Raw genomic sequence first — 23,460 nt, 5'->3', positions numbered from 1 at the left:
ATCAGGTGCTGATTCTCGGTGTTACCCTCACCCTTCCCGCGCGTTGCGCGGGCCCCTTCCCTCTCACGGGGCGGGAGAGGGATTCTCCCCGTCACGCCTCCTCGTAGCCGCCGCCGCCCGGCGTCTCGACGACCAGCACGTCGCCCTCCCCCATGGCGGTCTTGTCCTGGGGGCCGAGCTCCTCCACCGAGCCGTCGGTGCGCTGGACCCAGGTGCGGCCGATCTGGCCGGGGGCGCCGCCCTTCAGGCCGAAGGGAGGCACCCGGCGGTGGTTGGACAGGATGGCGGCGGTCATCGGCTCCAGGAACTTCAGGCGCCGCACCACCCCGTCGCCGCCACGCCAGCGCCCCGCCCCGCCCGATTCGCGGCGGATGCGGAAGCTGTCCAGCAGCACCGGGAAGCGCCATTCCAGCACCTCGGGGTCGGTCAGACGCGAGTTGGTCATGTGGGTGTGCACCGCGTCCGTCCCGTCGAAGCCGGGACCGGCGCCGGAGCCGCCGCAGACCGTCTCGTAATACTGATAGCGCTCGTTGCCGAAGGTCGTGTTGTTCATCGTCCCCTGGGCCGAGGCCAGCACGCCGAGCGCGCCGTACAGCGCGTCGGTGACGCACTGGCTGGTCTCCACGTTGCCGGCCACCACCGCGGCGGGATAGCTGGGCGACAGCATGGTGCCCGGCGGGATGACGATCTCGATGGGCTTCAGGCAGCCCTCGTTCATCGGGATCTCGTCGTCCACCAGCGTGCGGAAGACGTAGAGCACCGCCGCCCGGCACACCGCCGTCGGAGCGTTGAAGTTGCTGGTGAGCTGCGGGCTGGTGCCGGTGAAGTCCACCCGCGCCGACCGCTCGTCCTTGTCGATGGTGATGCGGACCTTGATGACCGCGCCGTTGTCCAGCTCCTGCACGAACTCGCCGTCGGTCAGCACGTCGATGACGCGGCGGACCTGCTCCTCGGCGTTGTCCTGGACCAGCTTCATGTAGGCGTTGACCGTCTCCAGCCCGAACTGGGCGACGATGCGGCGAAGCTCGCGTGCCCCCTGCTCGTTGGCGGCGATCTGGGCCTTCAGGTCGCCCAGGTTCTGCGCCACGTTGCGCGCCGGCTGCGGCCCGGCGGTGAAGAGGGCGACGACCTCCTCCTCCAGGAAGCGGCCGCGCTCGACGAGCTGGATGTTGTCGAGAAGGACGCCCTCCTGATCGATCGTCGTGCTGTCCGGCGGCATCGAGCCGGGGGTGATCCCGCCGACGTCGGCGTGGTGCCCGCGCGAGGCGACGTAGAACAGCACACGCTCGCCGGCCTCGTCGAAGACCGGGGTGATGACGGTGATGTCCGGCAGATGCGTGCCCCCGTGGTAGGGGTCGTTCAGCATGTAGACGTCGCCGGGGTTCATTTCCCCTTGGCGCCGCTCGACGATGGCGCGCACGCTCTCGCCCATCGAGCCGAGATGCACCGGCATGTGCGGAGCGTTGGCGATCAGCCCGCCGTCCGCGTCGAACAGGGCGCAGGAGAAGTCCAGCCGCTCCTTGATGTTCACCGAGTAAGCGGTCTTCTCCAACGTGAAGCCCATCTGCTCGGCGATGGACATGAACAGGTTGTTGAAGACCTCCAGCATCACAGGGTCGGCCTTGGTGCCGATGGCGAGGCGCTGCGGCAGTTCCTCGAAGCGGGTGAGCACGAGGTGGTTCTTGCGCGTCACCTCGGCGATCCAGCCGGGCTCGACCACCGTCGTGGCGATCCTCTCCTTGATGACGGCGGGACCGGTGACGCGGTTGCCGGGCTGGAGCCGGTCGCGGTCGTAGACCGGCGCCTCGCGGTCGGCGCCGCCGGTGTGCAGGGTGACGGTGGCGAGGCGGCGCGGCAGGGCGCCGGTGACGCTGGGCAGGTCCTCGTCGTCGGCGCTCTCGGTGCGGCCCACCGCCTCCACCGACACGGCCTCGACCACCAGGGCCTTGCCCTCCATCATGAAGCCGTAGCGCTGGCGGTGCGCTGCCTCGAAGGCCGCGGCCATGGCGTCGAGCGGCCCGAAATCGACGACCAGCGGGCTGTCGGAGCCCTCCACCTTGATGTGCGCCTTGCGCAGCACGGCCAGCCGTCCCTCCGGAACGCCCTGGCGGAGCAGTTCCATGCGCCCCTCGGCCTCCAAGGCGGCAAGCGTGGCGGTCAGCTCCTCGACCAGCGCGGCGTCGAGCCGCGCCTCCACCGCGCGCTCGCGGATCGCCACCGTGTCGGCGAGGCCAATGCCGTAGGCGGACAGCACGCCGGCGTGCGGGTGCAGGAAGACCTTGCGCATGCCCAGCGCGTCGGCGACCAGACAGACATGCTGCCCCGCCGCCCCGCCGAAGCCGTTCAGCGTGTATTGGGTGACATCGTAGCCGCGCTGCACCGAGATCTTCTTGATGGCGTTCGCCATGTTGTCGACGGCGATCTTCAGGAAGCCCTCGGCCACCTGATGCGGGGTCATCTCGGTGCCCAGCGCCTCATTCACCTCCTCGGCCAGCTCGGCGAACTTCTCGCGCACGATGACAGCGTCGAGCGGCTGGTCGGCCTCCGGCCCGAAGACGTGAGGGAAGAAGTCGGGGTGCAGCTTGCCGACCATCACGTTGCAGTCGGTCACGGTCAGCGGCCCGCCGCGGCGGTAGCAGGCCGGGCCGGGGTTGGCGCCGGCGCTCTCCGGCCCGACGCGGAAGCGCGCCCCGTCGAAGAAGCAAACCGAACCGCCGCCCGCCGCCACGGTGTGGATGTGCATCATGGGCGCGCGCATCCGCACCCCGGCCACCACCGTGTCGAAGGCGCGCTCATACTCCCCGGCGTAGTGCGACACGTCGGTGGAGGTGCCGCCCATGTCGAAGCCGATGACCCGGTCGAAGCCGGCCATGCGCGCGGTGCGCACCGCCCCGACGATGCCGCCCGCCGGGCCGGAGAGGATGGCGTCCTTGCCCTGGAACCAGCGCGCGTCGGTCAGCCCGCCGTTCGACTGCATGAACATCAGCCGCACGCCGGAGAGGTCCCCCGCCACCTGCTCCACATAGCGGCGCAGGATCGGCGACAGGTAGGCGTCCACCACCGTGGTGTCGCCGCGCCCGACGATCTTCATCAGCGGGCTGACCTGATGGCTGACCGACACCTGGGTGAAGCCGATGGAGCGGGCCAGCGCCGCCACCTGCTTCTCATGGTCCGGGAAGCGGTAGCCGTGCATCAGCACCACCGCGGCGGCGCGGAAGCCGTCCTGGTAGGCCTGCTCCAGCTGGACCCGCACGGCGCGCAGGTCCACGGCCTTCAGCACCGTGCCGTCGGCCTTGATCCGCTCCGGCACCTCGGCCACCCGCTCGTACAGCAGCTCGGGCAGGACGATGTGGCGGGCGAAGATCTTCGGGCGGGCTTGGTAGCCGATGCGGAGCTGGTCGCCCAGCCCTTCGGTGATGAGCAGCAGCGTGCGCTCGCCCTTGCGCTCCAGAAGCGCGTTGGTGGCGACGGTGGTGCCCATCTTCACCGCCTCGACCGCCTCCGCCGGGATCGGCTGGCCGGAGGCGAGGCCCAGCAGGTCGCGGATGCCCTGGATGGCGGCGTCGCGGTAGCGTTCCGGATTCTCCGACAGCAGCTTGTGCGTGACCACCGACCCGTCCGGGCGTTTGGCCACGATGTCGGTGAAGGTGCCGCCGCGGTCGATCCAGAACTGCCACCGGCCCTGCGCTTGGGACGCCATACCCAACTCCCTGATGTCTTGTCTCGACGCCTGATGTCTTGACGGGAGTGTGACGATACGCCGCCGCGGGTCAAGACGGGGTGCACGAAAGGGTGGGATGCGCCCCCTCCTCCTGCCCGTCCGGTCAGGCCGCCTTGAGCAGCGCGGGCAATCCGTCCAGCACGGCGTTCACCGCACCCGCCCCGTCCTCGAACGCCTCCAGCGCCAGCGAAACCTGGGAGGGCCGCGGCAGATCGAAAGTGATGGCGAATTCGCCGCCGTCGCGCTCCATCGTTCCGCCGAAGCGGCGCGACAGGGTGCGCATGCGGGTGTTGTCGGACAGGCACATCAGGTGGACCTGCCGGATGCCCCGGTTGGCGGCGATGGACAGCGAGCGGCGAACCAGGGTGGAGCCGACACCCCGCCCCTGAAACCCCTTTTCGACGCTGATCGCCAGCTCCGCGGCACCCGGCCACAGCAGCCGGTCGAAGCACAGCTCCACCGCGCCGCGCAGTTCGCCGCGGTCGAACAGGCCGAGCAGCGTCGTCCGCGTCCAGTCGAGCGACTCGCAATGTTTGACGATGACCTCGTCGGAGACGGTGCCGGTGAAGCGGGCGTAGCGGTCCGCCTTGTCCAGCCGCAGCAGATGCGCGCGGTACTTACCGCGCTCGGTGGGGAGAAGCTTGCGGATGGCGGACATGGGAGGACTCGTGGCGCTGGTTATTCGGGACATCGCACCGCTTCGCGTCGTCCGCTTCCCCATCGGCGGCATGGACCGGCCGCCCTCTTTTGTTGCGATGCAACATGGAGAAGACGGGAACCAAGGGCAAGGCCCCTGGCGACGACGGCACGACTCTGTTGCAGCGCAGCAACATCCCGCCTCGCCGGAAAATCCCATACCTCCAACGGATGAAAAGGGCGCGGCGCACGAAGATTTTTGGGAAACAACGAAAAAGTATGGGCCGGTTGGCGCGATACCGGACTGCCGGTATGCTGCTCAAGCGGTCGAAAGGCGGATAAAAATGAGCATCTGGGGCAGCGTCCTGGGCGGGGCGGCCGGTTTCACCATCGGCGGGCCGATCGGGGGCCTGATCGGTCTGGCCGCCGGTTACGCGATGGGGCGCGGCATCCGCGGCCTGTGCGGCCCGGCGGACGCCACCAAGTCCATCGCCTTCACCATCGGCGTGATCGCCCTGTCGGCGAAGATGGCCCGCGCCGACGGCGTGGTGAAGCGGGTTGAGGTGGATACCTTCAAGCGCCTGTTCCGCGTCCCGCCGGAGGAGCTGGACACGGTGGGCCACGTCTTCGACCTCGCCCGCAAGGACACCCACGGCTTCGAGGAATACGCCCAGCAGATCGCCGGCCTGTTCGAGGACCGCCGCGCCGTGCTGGAGGAGCTGCTCGACAGCCTGCTGGCCATCGCCGAGGCCGACGATGAACTGCACGAAACGGAAGTCGAGTATCTGCGCACCGTCGCCCACATCTTCGGCTTCAGCGACGACGAATTCGAACGCATCGTCGCCGGCCACCACATCGCCGGCACGCCGAACGAGACCGACCCCTACGGCGTGCTCGGCGTCTCCCGCCGGGCCAGCGACGAGGCGATCAAGGCCGCCCACCGGCGCCTGGTGCGCGAGCATCACCCGGACGTGCTGATCGCCCAGGGCATGCCACAGGAGTTCGTGGATCTGGCGACGCAGAAGGTCGCCGCCATCAACGCCGCCTTCGACCGGATCGAGAAGGAGCGCGCGCGCGGCTAAAGCCAGGCGTCGCGCCTTCCTTCCCGGCCGACGCATCCCCGCCCCGGCGCAATCGGGTGTCGCGAGCCTGCGGACCGCACGCTATATAAGCACACCTCCGCACACCGTATCGTTGGGTCATGGCTCCTCCCGCTCCGATCACCGCGCTCCAGGGCGTGTCCGTCACCTTCGGTGGCCGTCCGCTGTTCGAAACCATCGACCTGTCCATCGGGCGGGGCGACAAGGCCTGTCTGGTCGGGCGGAACGGGTCCGGCAAGTCCACGCTGATGAAGGTGCTGGCCGGCATGATCCAGCCGGACGGCGGTACCGTCTTCACCCAGCCCGGCGCCCGCATCGCCTACCTGCCGCAGGAGCCGGACTTCACCGACTGCGCCACCGTCCACGACTACGTCGCCGCCGGCCTGCCCGCCGACGAGCGCGACGAGACGCACCGGGTGGACGCCGTGCTGGACCGGCTCCAGGTGCCCGGCCATCTCGACCCCAACACGCTGTCGGGCGGCGAAGCGCGGCGCACGGCGCTGGCCCGCACGCTGGTCGGCGCCCCCGACGTGATGCTGCTGGACGAGCCGACCAACCACCTCGATCTGCCCACCATCGAGTGGCTGGAGGAGGAGTTGCTGGCCTACCGTGGCGGCCTTCTGCTGATCTCGCACGACCGCAGCTTCCTGAACCGCCTGGCCAAGCGGACGCTGTGGCTGGACCGCGGCACGGTGCGCGCCACCGACCGCGGCTTCGCCGAGTTCGAGACCTGGCAGGCCGAGGTGTTCGAATCGGAGGAGATCGCCGCCCAGAAGCTCGACCGCAAGATCGAAGGCGAGATGAAGTGGCTGCGCGAGGGCATCTCGGCCCGGCGCACCCGCAACATGGGCCGCGTGCGCGCCCTACTCCAGCTCCGCACCGACCGCGCCGAGCGCATCAAGGGCGGCCAGCAGGCCAAGCTCGCCGTCGCCGAGGCCGATCGCGGCGGCCGGCTGGTCATCGAGGCCGAGCACATCGCGAAGGGCTTCGACACGGCGGACGGCCGCAAGACCATCGTCAACGACTTCTCCACCCGCATCCTGCGCGGCGACAGGGTCGGGCTGATCGGGCCGAACGGCGCCGGCAAGACCACGCTGCTGAAGATGCTGACCGGCCAGATGGAGCCCGACAGCGGCACGATCCGGCTGGGCACCAACCTGGAAACCGCCTATTTCGACCAGCGGCGCGACGGGCTCGACCCCGAGGACACCATCCGCAAGGTGCTGTGCCCCTTCGGCGGCGACAGCGTGATGGTCAACGGCCAGCCGCGCCACGTCGCCGGCTACATGCGCGACTTCCTGTTCGACACGCGCCAGCTCGACAGCCCGGTCAAGGCCCTGTCCGGCGGTGAGCGCAACCGGCTGCTGCTCGCCCGGCTGTTCGCGCGGCCCAGCAACATGATGATCCTCGACGAGCCGACCAACGACCTCGACATGGACACGCTGGACCTGCTGGAGGATGTGCTCGGCGACTATCAGGGCACGCTTCTGCTGGTCAGCCACGACCGCGACTTCCTCGACCGGCTGGTCACCAGCACCATCGCGGTGGAGGGGGACGGGGTGATCGCCGAGTATCCCGGCGGCTATTCCGACTATCTGGTGCAGCGCCCGCCGCCCAAGGAGAAGGCCGCCGCCCCGGCCAAGGCGAAGCCCGCCGCCGCCCCGGCGGCCGCCAAGCCGAAGGGCAAGCTCAGCTACAAGGACCAGCGCGAACTGGACGACCTGCCCGCCCGCATGGACAAGCTGACCGCCGAGGTGGCGAAGCTCGAATCGGCGCTGGCCGACCCCGACCTGTTCGCCCGCGACGCCGCCAAGTTCCAGAAGACGTCCGATCAGTTGCAGGCGAAACAAAACGAGCTGGCCGCCGCCGAGGAGCGCTGGCTGGAGTTGGAGGCCCTGCGCGAGGAGCTGGAAGGCGGCCGCGGATGAGTCTGCGCGACTCGCTGCTGGCGCTCCTGGTCATGGCGACCTGGGGCCTGAACTTCGTCGTTGCCAAATGGGGTCTGGCGGAATTCCCGCCGCTGTTCATCATGGCGCTGCGCTTCATCGCGGTGGCGGCGCTGATCCTACCCTTCAAGCGGATTCCCTGGAGCGCGGTGCGGCCCATCGCGATCCTGTCGGTGACGCTGGGGACCGTGCATTTCCCGCTGATGTTCACCGGGCTGAACGGCATCGATGCGGCCACCGCCTCGCTGGCCGCGCAGGCGCAGGTGCCCTTCTCCTCCCTGCTGGCCGCGCTGGTCTTCAAGGACAAGCTGGGCTGGCGCCGCGCCGCCGGCATGGCCGCCGCCTTCGCCGGCGTCATGGTCATCGCGGGCGAGCCGCGACTGTCCGGATCGTTGCTGTCGCTGTTCATGATCCTCGGCGCCAGCTTCGCCTTCGCCGTCGCCAGCATCCAGATGAAGCTGATCGTCGGGGTGGACGGCTTCGCGCTGAACGGCTGGATGGCGCTGTTCGCGGCCCCGCAGTTGCTTCTGCTCTCCCTCCTGTTCGAGGAAGGACAGATGGCCGCGCTCACCGACGCCACCCTGTGGGGCTGGGGCGCCATCGCCTACATGGCGGTGGGCGTCACCATCGGCGCCTATGGGATGTGGTACCCGCTGTTGCGCAAATACTCGGTCAACCAGACCATGCCCTTCCTGCTGACCGTGCCGGTCTTCGGCGTTCTGGCGGGCGTTCTGCTGATGGACGATCCCTTCACGCTCCGTCTGGTCCTGGGCGGGCTGTTGACCGTGGGCGGCATGGCCGTCATCGTGAAGCGGCGCCCCACGGCGCTGGCGGAGAAGGTGACGAATCCGACCTGAGGACACCATGACGCTTACGGGCCTCGGATGCATCGACCGCCCCTCCCCCAACCACGGGCCGCGGCCCGAGGGGGTGGGGGTGGAGCTGCTGATTCTCCATTACACGGGAATGCCCACCGCCGAGTCGGCGCTGAGCCGGCTGTGCGATCCCGCCGCCCAGGTCAGCGCCCATTACACGGTGGACGAGGACGGCGCCATCCACGCCCATGTGCCGGAGGACCGGCGCGCCTGGCACGCCGGCCTGTCCTCCTGGCGGGGCCGGGCCGACGTCAACAGCCGCTCCATTGGAATCGAGATCGTCAATCCGGGGCACGAGTTCGGCTACCGCCCCTTTCCCGCCGCCCAGATGGCCGCGGTGGCCGATCTCTGCCTGGACATCATGGGCCGGCATGGAATCGCGCCCGCCGATGTGCTCGGCCACAGCGACATCGCCCCGGCCCGCAAGGAGGACCCCGGCGAACTGTTCGACTGGCCGGGGCTGGCCGCGTGCGGAATCGGGCTGTGGCCCCAGCCCACCGCGGCGGACGACTCGCCGGTCGACTCGGCGGAGTCCGTGGAGGATGTGACGGCGCTTCTGGGACGTTATGGGTACGACACCGCCGAATCGCGGGTCCTGATGTCCTTCCAGCGCCATTTCCACCCCGAACGCCTGACCGGGGAGCCCGATCCGGAAACGCTGCGCCGCCTGCGCGCGCTGCTGCGGATGACCGGGCGCTGAGAATCCGAATCGCCCCCGAACACCGTTGCGAATCGAAGTTGCGAATCGAACGGCGACCCTATACACAGTGCCGCGCCAGATGGCCGGATGGCCGCCTTCGACCTTTTGGATCGGGGGAGGAAAGTCCGGGCTCCACGGAAACACGGTGCCGGCTAACGGCCGGCGGGGGCGACCCTAGGGAAAGTGCCACAGAGAGCAAACCGCCACCGGCCTCGTGCCGGCGGTAAGGGTGAAAGGGTGCGGTAAGAGCGCACCGCGCGCCTGGCAACAGGGGCGGCACGGTAAACCCCACCGGGAGCAAGACCGAATAGGGGCGGCACGGCCCGCCATCTCTTATGGGATGGTCTGGGGCCAAGCGCGTTTCCGCGCCGCCGCCCGGGTTGGTTGCGTGAGGCGCCGGGCAACCGGCGTCCCAGATGAATGGCCATCCATCAGGGTAACCTGAGGACAAAACCCGGCTTACAGGCCATCTGGCGTTTATCCCCACCACCTCCGGATCACCGGACCACCCCTTTTCCGCGGCGCGGGACTGGGATGGCCCTCCCTTGTCCACAGATGTCCCCAGCTTCATCCACAGGCGGTGGATAACTGTGGGGCAAATTCCCATGCCGTCCCATGCCACGCCTCGGCAGGTTACCCCAGCAGGCTATACCATTCGTAGGGTGCGATTCGCCTTTATGGAAAGCCACATGATGGGAACCATTCGCGGGACTCACGGAACATCCTGCGAACTCTGTGAGGCAATGCCGCGTAATCGCTCATTAGCGCGCTGATACGTTGCCGATTCTCGCCGATTCGGATCACCTATTTGCACGCTGGCAACACATCGGCCCAAAAGTCTTGACAGCACCATATGAATACTGGAGGGGGCGTTGACGCCCAAACTGTCCCATGCTATCCCATGAAAGCCCAGTTCGGAGGGGGAACTACCCAACCAAGGTAGCCAAACCGGGCGCGTTCAGCGGCAAGAGCGGATAGGGCTTCGCGGCGGCGAAGACCGGCAACGGGATAAGGGGGGGCGTTCGTCAGGCCGATGGCCATTTTCCTGTCCACATACGTCAACAAAGTTGACAGGAAAGGCCGCTGCTCCATCCCGGCGCAGTTCCGGCAGTCGCTTGCCAAGACGTCGGCTCCCGGCACCGTCTATCTCTGGCCTTCGCTGAATCATCAGGCGCTGGAAGGCGCCGATCAGGATTATCTCGACGTGCTCTCCGAAAGCCTGGAATCCCCCGATCTGGATTCGGACGAGCGCGACATGATCGAGACCTTCATCTTCGGCAAGCTGATCCCCGTCTCGCTGGACACCGAAGGCCGAATCGTCCTGCCCAAGGAACTCGCCGAATTCGCTGGAATCGACGAGGAAGCCGCCTTCATCGGCCGCCGCAAGACCTTCCAGATCTGGGAGCCCGGCGCCCTGAAGGCCCATGAACAGACGCTGCGCGACCAGGTCGTGCGCAAGGACATTTCGCTGAGCCAGATCGTCGCCAAGGCGTCCCGCGCCGCCGCCGGCCGGGGAGGGGAGGGCGCATGATCGTGAAGCCCCCTGGCCCCGCTCCCACCTCCGCCGCCGTCCCGGCCTCTCCCCACATCTCCGTCCTGCTGAACGAGGTCGTGGACGCGCTCTCCCCGCGCGACGGCGGCGTCTATGTGGACGGCACCTTCGGCGCCGGCGGCTATGCCCGCGCGATTCTCGACCGGGCCGACTGCCGGGTCTGGGGAATCGACCGCGATCCCGAAGCCATCGAACGCGGCCGTAAGCTCGCCCTCGCCTATCCGGGCCGGCTGGAGATCGTCGAAGGCCGATTCGGCGACATGGACCGGCTGCTCGCCGAGCACGGCGTCGAATCGGTGGACGGCGTGGCGCTGGACATCGGCGTCTCCTCCCCGCAGATCGACGAGCCGGAGCGCGGCTTCTCATTCCGATTCGACGGCCCGCTCGACATGCGGATGGGACGCGATGGGCCGACCGCCGCCGACGTGGTGAACACCGCCACCGAGGCCGAACTGGCCGACATCGTCTTCCATTACGGCGAGGAGCGCATGGCCCGCCGCGTGGCCCGCGCCATCGTCGCCGCGCGTTTGGACACCCCGTTCGCGCGCACCAAGCAGCTGGCCGACGTGGTACGGTCGGTGGTGCCGAAGGGGAAGGGCGACGCCATCGACCCGGCGACCCGCACCTTCCAGGCGCTGCGCATCCATGTGAACGACGAGCTGGGCGAGCTGCGCCGCGGCCTCGCCGCCGCCGAGTCGCTGCTGAAGCCCGGCGGCCGTCTCGCCGTCGTCTCCTTCCATTCGCTGGAGGACCGGGAAGTGAAGACGTTCCTGAAGGAACGCTCCTCGCCCCCGCCCTCCCCGTCCCGACACGCGCCGAGCCTTGCGGCGGACGCGCGTTCCCCATCCTTCCGGCTCCTGTCGCGCAAGCCCATCGTGCCGACGGACCAGGAAGCCCACAGCAACCCACGCGCGCGCTCTGCCCGGCTGCGCGCGGCTGAACGCACGGCGGCGCCGGCCTATCCGGCGCCCGGCAAGGAGGCGGCATGAAATACAAATCCGCACTTTTCTGGGGGGGCCTGATCGCCGCCGCCGGCTTCGTCCTGTTCGAGACCAGCTACGAGGTTCAGGAGCTGGAGGAAAAGCTGGGCTCGCTCAACCGCAAGATCATGGTGGAGCAGGAGGCCATCCAGGTCCTGAAGGCCGAATGGAGCTTCCTCAACGACCCGACCCGTCTTGAGAACCTGTCGCGCGAGCATCTGGCGCTGCAGCCGACCGAGGCGCGCCAGTTCGTGGCGATGAACATCGTCCCGATGCGCCCCTCCCCCACCGTCGCGCCGGAGGAAGCTCCGCTGCCGCCGATGGTCCGCAACCAGACGCCGGGCAAGGCGCCGAACGTGGCGACGGCCTCCACCGGGGACAGCGTCGTGGGCGGCGGCGCCATCGTTCAGGGCGGCATTCAGGGCGGCGTGATCATTCCGGCCTCGGCCTCGCCGATCAAGCCGGCCCCGATCAAGCCCTCGGCCATCGTGCCCGCCTCGGCCAAAGTGCCGCCCCTGCCCTCCGCCGCCAAATCGGCCCCGGCGCCCGTGGTGACGACCAAGCCGACGGAGGTCGCCACCAAGCCGCCGGTCACCTCCCGGACGCTGGCGCCGCCGCCCGTGGCCCGTCCGCAGCCGCAGCAGGCCGGCTTCCAGGCCGCCCCGCCGCCGGCCGCGCCGGCCCAGCATGACAGCATCGGTCTTCTCGTCGCCCGTCTCGGAGCCAACCGATGAACGTTCCGCCGCCCGGCGTCGATCCCGCGCACGGCGCCTACAGCGTTCCGCCCCCGGCCTCCAAGCCGCGGACGTCGCTGTCGGTCGCGCTGGAGCAGAGCCGGAACCGGTTGATGGTGACCGCGGCCATGGTCGCCGTGGTCTTTACCGCCATCGGCGTGAAGCTGGTGGACGCGACCCTGTTCAACCACGCGGCGGAACCGCGCCCGCGCATGGCCGCGGAGGTCGACGCCCCGCCGGTCAACCGCGCCGACATCGTGGACCGCAACGGCAACCTGCTGGCGACCTCGCTCGCCACGCAGTCGCTCTACGCCGACCCGAAGCTGGTGAGCCGCCCGGACGAAGTGGCGCGCAAGCTGACCACCGCCCTGCCGGAGCTGGACTACAAGGACCTGCTGACCAAGCTCAGCGGCGACAAGCGGTTCGTCTGGATCAAGCGCAACCTGACGCCCAAGCAGCAGGCGGCGGTGTTCCGGCTGGGCCTGCCCGGCGTCTATTTCGAACGGGAGGAGCGCCGCTTCTACCCGGCCTCCAACCTGACCTCGCATCTGGTCGGCTTCACCGGCGTGGACAACAACGGTCTCGCCGGACTGGAGCAGCAGTTCAACAAGCGGCTGACCACCGACCCGAAGCCGCTGCAACTTTCGATTGATCTGCGCCTTCAGCACATCATGAAGAAGGAATTGCAGACAACGATCGAAGAATTCAGCGCCATCGGCGCCGCCGGAATCATTTACGATGTCCGCAACGGCGAAGTCATGTCGATGGTTTCGCTGCCCGACTTCGATCCGCACAACCCGACAGGACTTGACCCGGACACGCTGTTCAACCGCGCGACGCTCGGCGTGTACGAAATGGGCTCCACCTTCAAGATCTTCAACACGGCGATGTCTCTGGATTCGGGCAAGATCCGCGTGTCCGACACCTTCGACACCATCAACAACATCAAGGTCGGCCGCTTCACGATCCGCGAATTCCACGCGTTCAAACACAACCTGACCGTGGCGGAGGTGTTCCAGGAATCGTCGAACCTCGGATCGGTGCGCATGGCGCTGACGCTCGGCGTGCAACACCAGAAGTCCTTCATGACCAAGCTGGGCATGACCCGCCCGACCTCGCTGGAACTGCCGGAGAACGGCTGGCCGCTGGTGCCGAATCCGTGGCGGGAGGTCAACACCATGACCATCTCCTTCGGCCACGGCATGTCGGTCAGCCCGATGCACACGGTCAACGCCGCGGCCTCGATCATCAACGGCGGCGTGCTGCACCCGCCGACCCTGCTGAAGCGCGACCCCGCGGTCGAGGTTCCGGGCGAGCAGGTCATCAGCCCGAAGACCTCGGCGATGATGCGTCGCCTCTTCCGCTTCGTGGTCACCGACGGCACGGCGAAGTCGGCCAACGCCAAGGGTTACGTCGTCGGCGGCAAGACCGGCACGGCGGACAAGCAGAAGGGCCGGAGCTATGCCCGGAACTCCCGCATGTCGTCGTTCCTCGGCGCCTTCCCGATGCACGACCCCCGCTACATCGTCTATGTCCTGATCGACGAGCCGAAGGGCACCAAGAAGACCTACGGCTTCGCCACCGGCGGCTGGGTCGCCGCTCCCGCGGTCGGCCGGATCGTGAAGCAGATCGGCCCGCTGCTGGGCGTCCAGCCGGTGGACGAGGCTTCCCCAGAGGTCATCAACGCCACCTACATCAACACCGCCGGTCAGACGACCCCTCCCGCACCGCCGCCTCCGCCCGCGCAACCGAAAGGCAGCACCGTTGCTTCTGTCCCACCTGCTGGCAACAAGCCGCGCTGACGCGACGTCCTCCTCCGTCGAGGGGTCCGCCGTCGAAGTGCCAGCCGTCGATGTGACCGGGTTGACCGCGGACAGCCGCGCGGTCAGGCCCGGTTTCGTCTTTGCGGCCCTGCCGGGCGCGAAGGCGGACGGGCGCGCCTTCATCGCCGACGCGCTCGCCAAGGGCGCCGTCGCGGTGGTGGCGCCCATCGGGACCGCCCTGCCCGCCGGCAGCGCCGCGACGCTGGTCGCGGATGAGCAGCCGCGCCGCCTCTTCGCGCGCCTCGCCGCCGCTTTCCACGGGCGGCAGCCGGACACCGTGGTCGCCGTGACGGGGACCAACGGCAAGACCTCCACCGTCCAGTTCGCCCGCCAGATGTGGGACCTGATGGGCCTGAAGGCGGCCAGCCTGGGCACGCTGGGGCTGATTGGGCCGGGGCTGGACGACTACGGCGGGATGACCACGCCGGACCCGGTGTCGCTCCACCGCGACCTCGCCGCCGTCAAGGACAAGGGGATCGAGCATCTGGCGATGGAGGCGTCCAGCCACGGGCTGGAGCAGTTCCGTCTCGACGGTGTGGTCCTCAAGGCCGCGGGATTCACCAACCTGACCCGCGACCATCTGGACTACCACGGCACAATGGAGGCCTACCTCCAGGCCAAGGCGATGCTGTTCGGACGGGTGTTGCCCGATGGGGGAACCGCCGTCCTGAACGCCGACAGCGGCACCTTCGCCGAACTTGCCGGGATTTGTTCACAGCGCGGTCACCGCGTCTTCGGATACGGTCTGGCCGGTCGCGAGATCCGGGTGAACGGGGTCGAGCCGCTGACCCACGGCCAGCGCCTGGACCTGACGGTCCTGGGCCGCGACATCACCGTGGACCTGCCGCTGGCGGGCCGCTTCCAGGCGTGGAACGTGCTGTGCGCGCTCGGCCTGGTGATCGGCTCCGGCGCGGACCGTGACGAGGCTATGGCCACCCTGACCCGCCTGGAAGGCGTGCTGGGGCGTCTGCAGCACGTCGCCACCCACCCCTGCGGGGCGGCGGTCTATGTCGATTTCGCCCACACGCCCGACGCGCTGGAAACGGTGCTGCTGGCGCTGAAGCAGCACGCCCGGAGCCGCCTGATCGCGGTCTTCGGGTGCGGCGGCGACCGCGACCGCGGGAAGCGGCCGGTGATGGGGGAGCTGGCCGGCCGTCTGGCCGACCGCGCCATCGTCACCGACGACAACCCGCGCACCGAGGTGCCGGCGGCCATCCGCAAGGAGGTCCTGGCGGGCCACCCGGCCCTGGAGGAGATCGGCGACCGGCGCGAGGCCATCCGCGCCGCCGTCCGCAGCCTTCGGCCCGGTGACGTGCTGGTCATCGCCGGCAAGGGACATGAGCATGGTCAGATCGTCGGGACGGAGGTCCTTCCTTTCGACGACGCGACCGAGGCACGAGCCGCCGTGGCGGAGGTTGGAGCAGCATGAGCGAGGCCAAGACCGTCCTGTGGACCGCCGAGGACGCCGCCGCCGCCACCAGCGGTCAGGCGACGCGCTCCTGGGCGGCGACCGGGGTCAGCATCGACAGCCGCAAGGTGGCGCCGGGCGACCTGTTCGTCGCCATCAAGGGGCCGAACTTCGACGGGCACGACTTCGTGGCGAAGGCGCTGGAGGCCGGCGCCGCCGCGGCGCTGGTCAGCACCGTGCCACCCGGCGTGCCCGGCGACGCCTCCCTTCTGGCGGTGGAGCAGGACACGCTGGCGGCGCTGGGCGATCTCGGCCACGTCGCGCGGCTGCGCACCCAGGCCAAGGTGGTGGGCGTCACCGGCTCGGTCGGCAAGACCAGCACCAAGGAGGCGTTGCGCCATGTCCTGTCGGCGCAGGGCCGCACCTTCGCCACCGAAGGCAGTCTGAACAACCATTGGGGCGTGCCTTTGTCGCTGGCCCGCATGCCGGAGGACAGCGAGTTCGGCGTGTTCGAGCTGGGCATGAACCACGCCGGGGAGCTTGGCCCCCTGTCGCGGCAGGTGATGCCCGACGTCGCGGTCATCACCACGGTGGACGCGGCGCATCTGGAGTTCTTCGACTCCGTCGAGGCGATCGCCGACGCCAAGGCCGAGATCTTCGAGGGCATGAACCCCAACGGGATCGCCGTGCTGAACCGCGACAACCCGCATTTCGCGCGGCTGCTCGCCGCCGCGCGCACCCAGGGGCTGAGCCGCATCTGGAGCTTCGGCTCCCACGCCGACGCCGACGCGCGTCTGGTGGAGTGCTCGCTGCACGCCACCTGCAGCGCCGTGACCGCGGTCGTCCGGGGCGAGCGCATCCAGTACAGCCTGGCGCTGCCCGGCCGGCATTGGGTGATGAATAGCCTCGCCGTGCTGCTGGCGGTGAAGGCGCTGGGCGCCGACGTCGCCGCCGCGGGGCGCGCGCTGTCCACCATCGCGCCGGTGAAGGGCCGCGGCACGCGCAAGCGCGTCCAGGCCGCCCGGGGCGCCTTCACCCTGATCGATGAGAGCTACAACGCCAGCCCCGCCGCCATGGCCGCGACCTTCGCGGTGCTCGGCAAGACCGACCCCGGGGCCGGCGGCCGGCGCCTCGCCGTGCTGGGCGACATGCGGGAGCTGGGCGACCGCGCCGACACCCTGCACGCCGCGCTGGCCGAACCGCTGCGCGCCGCGCATGTGGACGCGGTCTACGCCTGCGGCCCGCATATGCGCGCCCTGTTCGACCGCCTGCCCGCCGCCATGCGCGGCGCCTGGACGGAGTCCAGCGCCGAGCTGGCCCCCATCCTGGCCGGTGCGGTGCGCGGCGGCGATGTGGTGCTGATCAAGGGTTCGCTGGGCAGCCGCATGGCGACGGTGGTGGACGCCCTGTCCGCCCTGGACACCAAAGACAGCAAACAAACCGAAAAGAACAACAACGGCTCCTTGCCCGCGGCTGACACGGATCAGACCGCGGCGCACGGGCACAAAGGCTGACCGCTTCACGATGCTCTACAACCTGCTCTTTCCCCTGGCGGACGTCTTCACGCCGTTCAACCTGTTCCGGTATCTGACCTTCCGGACGGGAGGCGCGGTGCTGACGGCGCTCGTCATCAGCTTCGTGTTCTTTCCGCGCCTGATCGCGTGGCTGAAACGCAAGCAGGGCGAGGGCCAGCCGATCCGTTCCGACGGGCCGGAAAGCCATGCGAAGAAGAAGGGCACGCCCACCATGGGCGGCCTGATGATCCTGATCGCCGTCTCGATCAGCACGCTGCTGTGGGTCGACCTGACCAACGCCTACACCTGGATCGTGCTGCTGGTGACGATCGGCTACGGGCTGATCGGCTTCGGCGACGACTATCTGAAGCTGACCAAGCGCAACACCAAGGGGCTGTCGGGCCGCTTCCGCCTGACCTGGGAGATCATCATCGGCGTCTCCGCCGCCGCCGCCATCATGTATGTGTCGGCGCCGCCGCTGTCCGGCGGTCTGGCCGTGCCCTTCGTGAAGGACTTCCTGATCCAGCTTTCCTGGTTCTTCATCCCCGTGGGCGCCTTCGTCATGGTCGGCGCATCGAACGCGGTGAACCTGACCGACGGGCTGGACGGGCTGGCCATCGTGCCGACGATGATCGCGGCGGGCTGCTTCGGCCTGATCGCCTACCTCACCGGCAACGCGATCTTCGCCAACTATCTCCAGATCCACCATGTGCCCGGTGCTGGTGAGCTTGCCGTTTTCTGCGGGGCTCTGGTCGGTGCGGGGATCGGTTTCCTCTGGTACAACGCGCCCCCCGCCATGGTCTTCATGGGCGACACCGGCTCGCTGGCCCTCGGCGGCGCGCTGGGAGCCGTCAGCGTGGTCACCAAGCACGAGTTCGTGCTGGCGATCATCGGCGGCCTGTTCGTGCTGGAAACCGTGTCGGTGATCGTCCAGGTCGCCTCGTTCAAGCTGACCGGCAAACGGGTGTTCCGCATGGCGCCTCTGCACCATCACTTCGAGAAGAAGGGATGGGCGGAGTCCACCGTGGTCATCCGCTTCTGGATCATCGCCTCCATCCTGGCCCTGGTCGGCCTGTCCACGCTGAAGCTCCGTTGAGGGTCGCCGCCCGATGATCAACCTGTTCTACATGGAAGGACTGCCGGTGGCGGTCATGGGGCTGGGCAAGTCCGGCCTCGCCACGGCGGAGGCGCTGACCCAAAGCGGCGCCGACGTGTGGGTGTGGGACGACAACGAGTCCAGCCGCGCCGCCGCGCTGAGCAAGGGCTACAAGGTCGTCGACCTGACCACCGCGGACCTGACCGAGCTGACCACCATCGTCTGGTCGCCGGGCATCCCGCACACCCACCCGAAGCCCCATCCGGTCGCCCTGCGCGCCCGCGCCGCGAACATCGAACTGGTCTGCGACATCGAGCTGCTGGCCCGGTCGGAGCGCGATTCGGCCTACATCGGCATCACCGGCACCAACGGGAAGTCCACCACGACGACCCTGATCGGCCATGTGATGGAGGCCGCCGGGCGGCGCATCGCGGTCGGCGGCAACCTGGGCACCCCGGCGCTGACCTTCCCCTCCGTGGGGGCCGGCGGCAGCTACGTGCTGGAGATGTCGAGCTACCAGCTTGAGCTGACCTACTCGATCACCTTCGACGTGGCGGTGCTGCTCAACATCACGCCGGACCATCTGGCCCGCCACGGCGGCATGGACGGCTACGTCGCCGCCAAGAAACTGATCTTCCACCGCCAGACCAAGCCGCGCACCGCAGTGATCGGCGTGGACGACCCGACCTGCCGGGCGATCTGGGAGGAGCTGAAGGCCAAGGGCGACCAGGTGATCTGGCCGGTCTCCGCCCTGGGTCCGGTGCCCGGCGGCGTCTACGCCGAGAACGGCTGGCTGGTCGACGACACCTTCGGCGCCGCGGAGCGCGTGGCCGAGCTGGCCGCCTTCCCGGCGCTGCTCGGAACGCACAACTGGCAGAACGCCGCCGCAGCCTATGCCGCCTGCAAGGCGGCGGGCGTGCCGACCCCGGCCATCGTCGCCGCCATGACCACCTTCCCCGGTCTCGCCCACCGCCAGCAGCTGGTGCGGACCATCGACGGCGTGCGCTTCGTCAACGACAGCAAGGCGACCAACGCCGACGCGACGGAAAAGGCGCTGGCGACCTTCGACCCGATCTACTGGATCCTCGGCGGTCAGGCGAAGGAGACCGGGCTGGACGGGCTGGAGGCCTACGCGCCGCGCGTCCGCCACGCCTTCCTGATCGGTGAGGCGTCGGACCGCTTCGCGGTGTGGCTGGAGGCCAACAAGGTTCCGCACACCCGCTGCGGCACGCTGGACGTGGCGGTCAACGCCGCGGCGGAGCTGGCGCTGGCCGAGGCGCTGCCCGGCGCCTGCGTGCTGCTGTCGCCCGCCTGCGCCTCCTGGGACCAGTTCGCGAATTTCGAGAAGCGCGGCGAGGCCTTCGCCGACGCCGTGAACCGCCTCGAAGGCAACGCCGTTCCGGGGGACCGCGCCTGATGATGACCTTCGACCGCACCGATCAATCCATCTTCGGCCGCTGGTGGTGGACGGTCGACCGCTGGCAGCTCGCCGCGCTGGCGGCGCTGATGGCGCTCGGCACGGTCCTGATCACCGCGGCCAGCCCGCCGGTGGCGGAACGCATCGGCATCCAGGACACCTTCTACTTCGTCGAACGCCACCTGATGATGCTGATCCCCAGCGTCGCCATCATGTGCGGCGTCTCGCTGCTCAGCCCGCGCGGCGTGCGGCGGGCGGCGCTGGTGGTCTTCCTGATCGCGGTGGCGATGGTCTACGCGACGCTGGTCGTCGGCGTCGAGATCAAGGGCGCGCGGCGTTGGATCCACATCCCCGGCCTGTCGATCCAGCCGTCGGAGTTCGTGAAGCCGGCCTTCGCGGTGGTCGGGGCATGGCTGTTCTCGCTGTCGCGCACCAACCCGGGCTTCCCCGGCACGATCCTGTCGATCCTGCTCTACGGCCTCACCGTCGGTGGCCTGCTGCTCCAGCCCGACCTTGGCATGACGGTGGTGGTGTCGGCGGTGTGGTTCTCGCAGTTCTTCCTGGCAGGTCTGAACATCATGCTGGTCGGCGGCCTGGGCGTGCTGGGCGTCGCCGGCCTCGTCGGCGCCTATTTCACGCTGCCGCACGTCCACAGCCGCATCAACCGCTTCCTCGACCCGTCGAGCGGCGACACCTATCAGGTCAGCCGCTCGCTGGAGGCCTTCGCCAACGGCGGGCTGATGGGCACCGGCCCCGGCCAGGGAACGGTGAAATACTCGCTGCCGGACAGCCACGCCGACTTCATCTTTGCCGTCGCCGGCGAGGAGATGGGGCTGATCTTCTGCCTGATCATCATCCTGCTGTTCGCCTTCATCGTGCTGCGCGGCTTCGCGCGGGTGTTCAACGACACCAACTACTTCGTGCTGCTGGCGGCGAGCGGACTGCTGATCCAGTTCGGCCTGCAGGCGGCGATCAACATGGGCTCCGCCCTGCATCTGATGCCGACCAAGGGCATGACGCTGCCCTTCATCTCCTACGGCGGCTCCTCGCTGCTGGCGCTGGGCTTCGGCATGGGCATGGTGCTGGCGCTGACCCGCAAACGCTTCGGCCCGGCGGAGTGACGCGCATGGCCGACACCCAACGTCCTATTGTCCTCGCCGCCGGCGGCACCGGCGGCCACTTCTTCCCGGCGGAAGCGCTGGCGCGCGAGCTGCTGGCCCGCGGCGAGGCGGTGGCCCTGGTCACCGACAAGCGCGGCCAGGCCTTCGGCGACAGCCTGCCGGAGGTGACGGTCCACCGCATCCGCTCCGCCGCCCCCGGCAGCAACCTGCTGGCCAAGATGAACGCGGCGTGGCAGATGGGCCTCGGCCTGCTCGGCGCCAACGCGCTGATGCGTCACCTGAAGCCGGCGGCGGTCGTCGGCTTCGGCGGCTACCCCTCCGTCCCCACGGTCTACGCCGCCGCGCAGAGCCGCGTGCCGGTGATGCTGCACGAGCAGAACGCCGTGCTGGGCCGCGCCAACCGGATGCTCGCCGCCGCCGCGCGCCGCATCGCCGTCGCCTTCCCCGAGGTCGCCTCGGTGAAGGAGGAGCACCGCCCGCGCCTCGTCCGCACCGGCAACCCGGTCCGCCCCGCCATCGCCGCCCAGCGCGACGCCGCCTACGCCGTTCCCGCCCCCGGCGGCCCCGTCCGCATCCTGGTGATGGGTGGCAGCCAGGGCGCCCGCGTCTTCTCCGAAGTCATCCCCGAGGCGCTGGGCCGGTTGCCAGCCGACCTGCGCGCCCGCATCCATCTGGCGCAGCAGTGCCGGCCCGAGGATCTGGAGGCCGCCCGCGCCGCCTACTCCGGCATGGGCCTCGGCGGGCTGGAACTGGAGAGCTTCTTCCGCGACGTGCCGGACCGGCTGGCCGCCTGCCACCTCGCCATCACGCGGGCCGGCGCCTCGACCATCGCCGAACTGACCTGCATCGGGCGCCCGGCCATTCTTGTGCCATATCCCCATGCCATGGACGACCACCAGACGGCCAACGCGCGGCAGCTTGCCGCCGCCGGGGCCGCCTGGGTGATGGCGCAGCCGGACTTCACCGCCGACGCGCTCGCCGCCCGCCTGACGGCGCTGCTGGAGTCGCCCGACGCGCTGACCGCCGCGGCGCAGGCCGCCCACGGCTGGGGCATGGCCGACGCGGCGCGCCGGCTGGCCGACGCCGTGCTCGACATGATCGCCAACCCCAACCACGCCCGAACCAAGGAAGCCGCGGAATGAACAAGGCAACGCGCAGCACCATCGCACGCCCCCGCTCGTCCCGGCCCCCCTCGTCCCGGCCCCTGGGCGACTGGCCGGCGGACATGACCCGGACCGAAGGCGCCTGGAGCAACCGGCCCGACTGCCCGCTGCTGCCGCGCGCCGGCGCCGGCTTCCTGCGCGACCGCCTGCACGTCACGATCGGTTCCCAGCCCCTTCCCTACGGCCTGTCCGACATGGCCGTGGACGCCACCCTCAGCCTGATGCTCCGCCGCGGAAAGTAATCCAGACATGCGCGCCCTCCCCCTCTCGATCGGCACCATCCATTTCGTCGGCATCGGCGGCATCGGCATGAGCGGCATCGCCGAAGTGCTGCGCAACCTCGGCTACACCGTCCAGGGCTCCGACTTGGCGGAGAGCGCCAACGTCAAGCGCCTGCGCGGGCTGGGCATCCAGATCAGCATCGGCCACCGCGCGGAGAACATCGCCGGGGCCGCGGTCGTCGTCGTCTCCTCTGCCGTCAAGCGCGACAACCCCGAGGTCGTCGCCGCCCGCGCCGCCCTGGTCCCGGTCGTCCGCCGCGCCGAGATGCTGGGCGAGCTGATGCGCCTGAAATGGGCCATCGCCATCGGCGGCACCCACGGCAAGACCACGACGACCTCGATGGTCGGCAACATGCTGGAGCACGCCAACCTCGACCCCACGGTGATCAACGGCGGCATCATCAACGCCTACGGCACCAACACGCGGCTGGGCTCCGGCGACTGGATGGTCGTCGAGGCGGACGAGAGCGACGGCACCTTCATCAAGCTGCCGGCCTGCATCGCCGTGGTCACCAACATGGACCCGGAGCATCTCGACTATTACGGCACCTTCGACAACATGCGGGCCGCCTTCGACAGCTTCGTCCAGAACATCCCCTTCTACGGCTTCGCCGCGCTCTGCATCGACCATCCGGAGGTGCAGGCGATGATCCCGCGCGTGTCGGACCGCCGCATCATCACCTACGGCTTCAGCCCGCAGGCCGACGTGCGCGCCGTGAACATGCGGCTGGGCACCGAGGGCGCCGAGTACGACGTGGTGATCGACGACCGCCACACCGGGGAGAGCCGGACGATCATCGGCGTGCGCCTGCCGATGTACGGCCCGCACAACGTCCAGAACTCGCTGGCCTGCTTCGCGGTGGGCAACGAGATGGGCCTGCCCGACGTGGTGATGCGCGACAGCATGGCGAAGTTCCAGGGCGTCAAGCGCCGCTTCACCAAGACCGGCGAGTCGAACGGCATCACCGTCATCGACGATTACGGCCACCACCCGGTGGAGATCGCCGCCGTGCTGAAGGCCGCGCGCACCGCCGGTACCGGCCGCACCATCGCCGTCGTCCAGCCGCACCGCTATTCGCGCCTCGCCAACCTGTTCGAGGAGTTCTGCACCTGCTTCAACGACGCCGACGCGGTGATCGTGGCCGACGTCTACGCCGCCGGGGAGCAGCCGATCGAGAACGTCAACCGCGACAGCCTCGTCGAGGGCCTGCGCATGCACGGCCACCGTCAGGTGCTCGCCCTGCACGGCCCGGACGAGCTGCCGCAGCTGGTCCGCGAGATCGCGCGGTCCGGCGACCTCGTGGTCTGCCTGGGCGCCGGCAACATCACCCAGTGGGCCAACGCCCTGCCGGGCGAGCTGGACAAGCTGTCGGGCAAGGCGTGACGGGTTTTT

General features: G+C 69.2%; 18 protein-coding genes and 1 other RNA gene. 17 read left to right on the top strand and 2 right to left on the bottom strand.

Features of this window, described 5'->3' with window-relative positions:
• Nucleotides 1-91: 91 nt before the first annotated feature.
• Entirely contained in the window at nucleotides 92-3,700 is a 3,609-nt protein-coding gene (locus ACWPXE_RS20765) for a hydantoinase B/oxoprolinase family protein (RefSeq protein WP_454019288.1), read from the bottom strand.
• A 124-nt stretch (nucleotides 3,701-3,824) separates the two neighbouring features.
• Nucleotides 3,825-4,379 carry an N-acetyltransferase family protein gene (locus ACWPXE_RS20760; protein ID WP_454019287.1) on the bottom strand — a complete coding sequence of 185 codons (555 nt, stop codon included), beginning with the start codon at nucleotides 4,377-4,379 and terminating at the stop codon, nucleotides 3,825-3,827.
• Nucleotides 4,380-4,701: 322 nt separating this feature from the next.
• Here ACWPXE_RS20760 and ACWPXE_RS20755 point away from each other — a divergent pair, with 322 nt between their 5' ends.
• From ACWPXE_RS20755 to murC, 17 genes are all read left to right on the top strand, one after another.
• Nucleotides 4,702-5,439 (top strand): TerB family tellurite resistance protein, encoded by a 738-nt coding sequence (locus tag ACWPXE_RS20755; RefSeq protein ID WP_454019286.1) that lies wholly within the window; start codon nucleotides 4,702-4,704, stop codon nucleotides 5,437-5,439.
• A 119-nt stretch (nucleotides 5,440-5,558) separates the two neighbouring features.
• Nucleotides 5,559-7,385 carry an ATP-binding cassette domain-containing protein gene (locus ACWPXE_RS20750; protein WP_454019285.1) on the top strand — a complete coding sequence of 609 codons (1,827 nt, stop codon included), beginning with the start codon at nucleotides 5,559-5,561 and terminating at the stop codon, nucleotides 7,383-7,385.
• On the top strand, nucleotides 7,382-8,260 hold the full coding sequence (locus ACWPXE_RS20745; RefSeq protein WP_174439575.1) for a DMT family transporter: 879 nt from the start codon (nucleotides 7,382-7,384) through the stop codon (nucleotides 8,258-8,260). Before ACWPXE_RS20750 ends, ACWPXE_RS20745 begins: the two co-directional genes overlap by 4 nt.
• Nucleotides 8,261-8,267: 7 nt before the next feature.
• Nucleotides 8,268-8,978: an N-acetylmuramoyl-L-alanine amidase gene (locus ACWPXE_RS20740; RefSeq protein ID WP_454019284.1), complete on the top strand. Its 711-nt coding sequence runs from the start codon at nucleotides 8,268-8,270 to the stop codon at nucleotides 8,976-8,978.
• Nucleotides 8,979-9,053: 75 nt separating this feature from the next.
• An RNA gene (gene rnpB, locus ACWPXE_RS20735) (RNase P RNA component class A) lies at nucleotides 9,054-9,456 on the top strand.
• A 555-nt stretch (nucleotides 9,457-10,011) separates the two neighbouring features.
• Nucleotides 10,012-10,509, top strand: a complete 498-nt coding sequence (locus tag ACWPXE_RS20730) for a division/cell wall cluster transcriptional repressor MraZ (protein ID WP_038526524.1) — start codon at nucleotides 10,012-10,014, stop codon at nucleotides 10,507-10,509.
• Nucleotides 10,506-11,519 (top strand): 16S rRNA (cytosine(1402)-N(4))-methyltransferase RsmH, encoded by a 1,014-nt coding sequence (gene rsmH, locus ACWPXE_RS20725; protein WP_454019283.1) that lies wholly within the window; start codon nucleotides 10,506-10,508, stop codon nucleotides 11,517-11,519. The genes ACWPXE_RS20730 and rsmH overlap by 4 nt, the downstream gene beginning before the upstream one ends.
• The gene (ftsL, locus tag ACWPXE_RS20720; RefSeq protein WP_454019282.1) at nucleotides 11,516-12,244 is read left to right on the top strand and encodes a cell division protein FtsL; all 729 of its coding nucleotides are present in this window, start codon (nucleotides 11,516-11,518) and stop codon (nucleotides 12,242-12,244) included. The genes rsmH and ftsL overlap by 4 nt, the downstream gene beginning before the upstream one ends.
• Nucleotides 12,241-14,046: a peptidoglycan D,D-transpeptidase FtsI family protein gene (locus ACWPXE_RS20715; RefSeq protein WP_454019281.1), complete on the top strand. Its 1,806-nt coding sequence runs from the start codon at nucleotides 12,241-12,243 to the stop codon at nucleotides 14,044-14,046. Before ftsL ends, ACWPXE_RS20715 begins: the two co-directional genes overlap by 4 nt.
• A gap of 37 nt (nucleotides 14,047-14,083) precedes the next feature.
• Nucleotides 14,084-15,496, top strand: coding sequence for a UDP-N-acetylmuramoyl-L-alanyl-D-glutamate--2,6-diaminopimelate ligase (locus tag ACWPXE_RS20710; protein WP_454019280.1), 1,413 nt, complete (start codon nucleotides 14,084-14,086; stop codon nucleotides 15,494-15,496).
• Complete coding sequence (locus ACWPXE_RS20705) at nucleotides 15,493-16,989, top strand: UDP-N-acetylmuramoylalanyl-D-glutamyl-2,6-diaminopimelate--D-alanyl-D-alanine ligase (RefSeq protein ID WP_454019279.1); 1,497 nt, start codon at nucleotides 15,493-15,495, stop codon at nucleotides 16,987-16,989. The genes ACWPXE_RS20710 and ACWPXE_RS20705 overlap by 4 nt, the downstream gene beginning before the upstream one ends.
• A 10-nt stretch (nucleotides 16,990-16,999) precedes the next feature.
• Complete coding sequence (mraY, locus tag ACWPXE_RS20700; protein WP_454019278.1) at nucleotides 17,000-18,085, top strand: phospho-N-acetylmuramoyl-pentapeptide-transferase; 1,086 nt, start codon at nucleotides 17,000-17,002, stop codon at nucleotides 18,083-18,085.
• A gap of 13 nt (nucleotides 18,086-18,098) precedes the next feature.
• Complete coding sequence (gene murD, locus ACWPXE_RS20695) at nucleotides 18,099-19,502, top strand: UDP-N-acetylmuramoyl-L-alanine--D-glutamate ligase (protein ID WP_454019277.1); 1,404 nt, start codon at nucleotides 18,099-18,101, stop codon at nucleotides 19,500-19,502.
• Nucleotides 19,502-20,623, top strand: coding sequence for a putative lipid II flippase FtsW (gene ftsW / locus ACWPXE_RS20690; RefSeq protein ID WP_454019276.1), 1,122 nt, complete (start codon nucleotides 19,502-19,504; stop codon nucleotides 20,621-20,623). The genes murD and ftsW overlap by 1 nt, the downstream gene beginning before the upstream one ends.
• A gap of 5 nt (nucleotides 20,624-20,628) precedes the next feature.
• On the top strand, nucleotides 20,629-21,765 hold the full coding sequence (gene murG, locus ACWPXE_RS20685; protein WP_454019275.1) for an undecaprenyldiphospho-muramoylpentapeptide beta-N-acetylglucosaminyltransferase: 1,137 nt from the start codon (nucleotides 20,629-20,631) through the stop codon (nucleotides 21,763-21,765).
• Nucleotides 21,762-22,028 carry a hypothetical protein gene (locus ACWPXE_RS20680; RefSeq protein ID WP_188259134.1) on the top strand — a complete coding sequence of 89 codons (267 nt, stop codon included), beginning with the start codon at nucleotides 21,762-21,764 and terminating at the stop codon, nucleotides 22,026-22,028. The genes murG and ACWPXE_RS20680 overlap by 4 nt, the downstream gene beginning before the upstream one ends.
• A 7-nt stretch (nucleotides 22,029-22,035) precedes the next feature.
• On the top strand, nucleotides 22,036-23,451 hold the full coding sequence (gene murC / locus ACWPXE_RS20675) for a UDP-N-acetylmuramate--L-alanine ligase (RefSeq protein ID WP_014241223.1): 1,416 nt from the start codon (nucleotides 22,036-22,038) through the stop codon (nucleotides 23,449-23,451).
• Nucleotides 23,452-23,460 lie beyond the last annotated feature (9 nt).

Source organism: Azospirillum sp. Marseille-Q6669, from assembly GCF_965111635.1.
The sequence above is the reverse complement of the archived record's forward strand: the minus strand, read 5'-3'. Positions and strand labels throughout refer to the sequence as shown.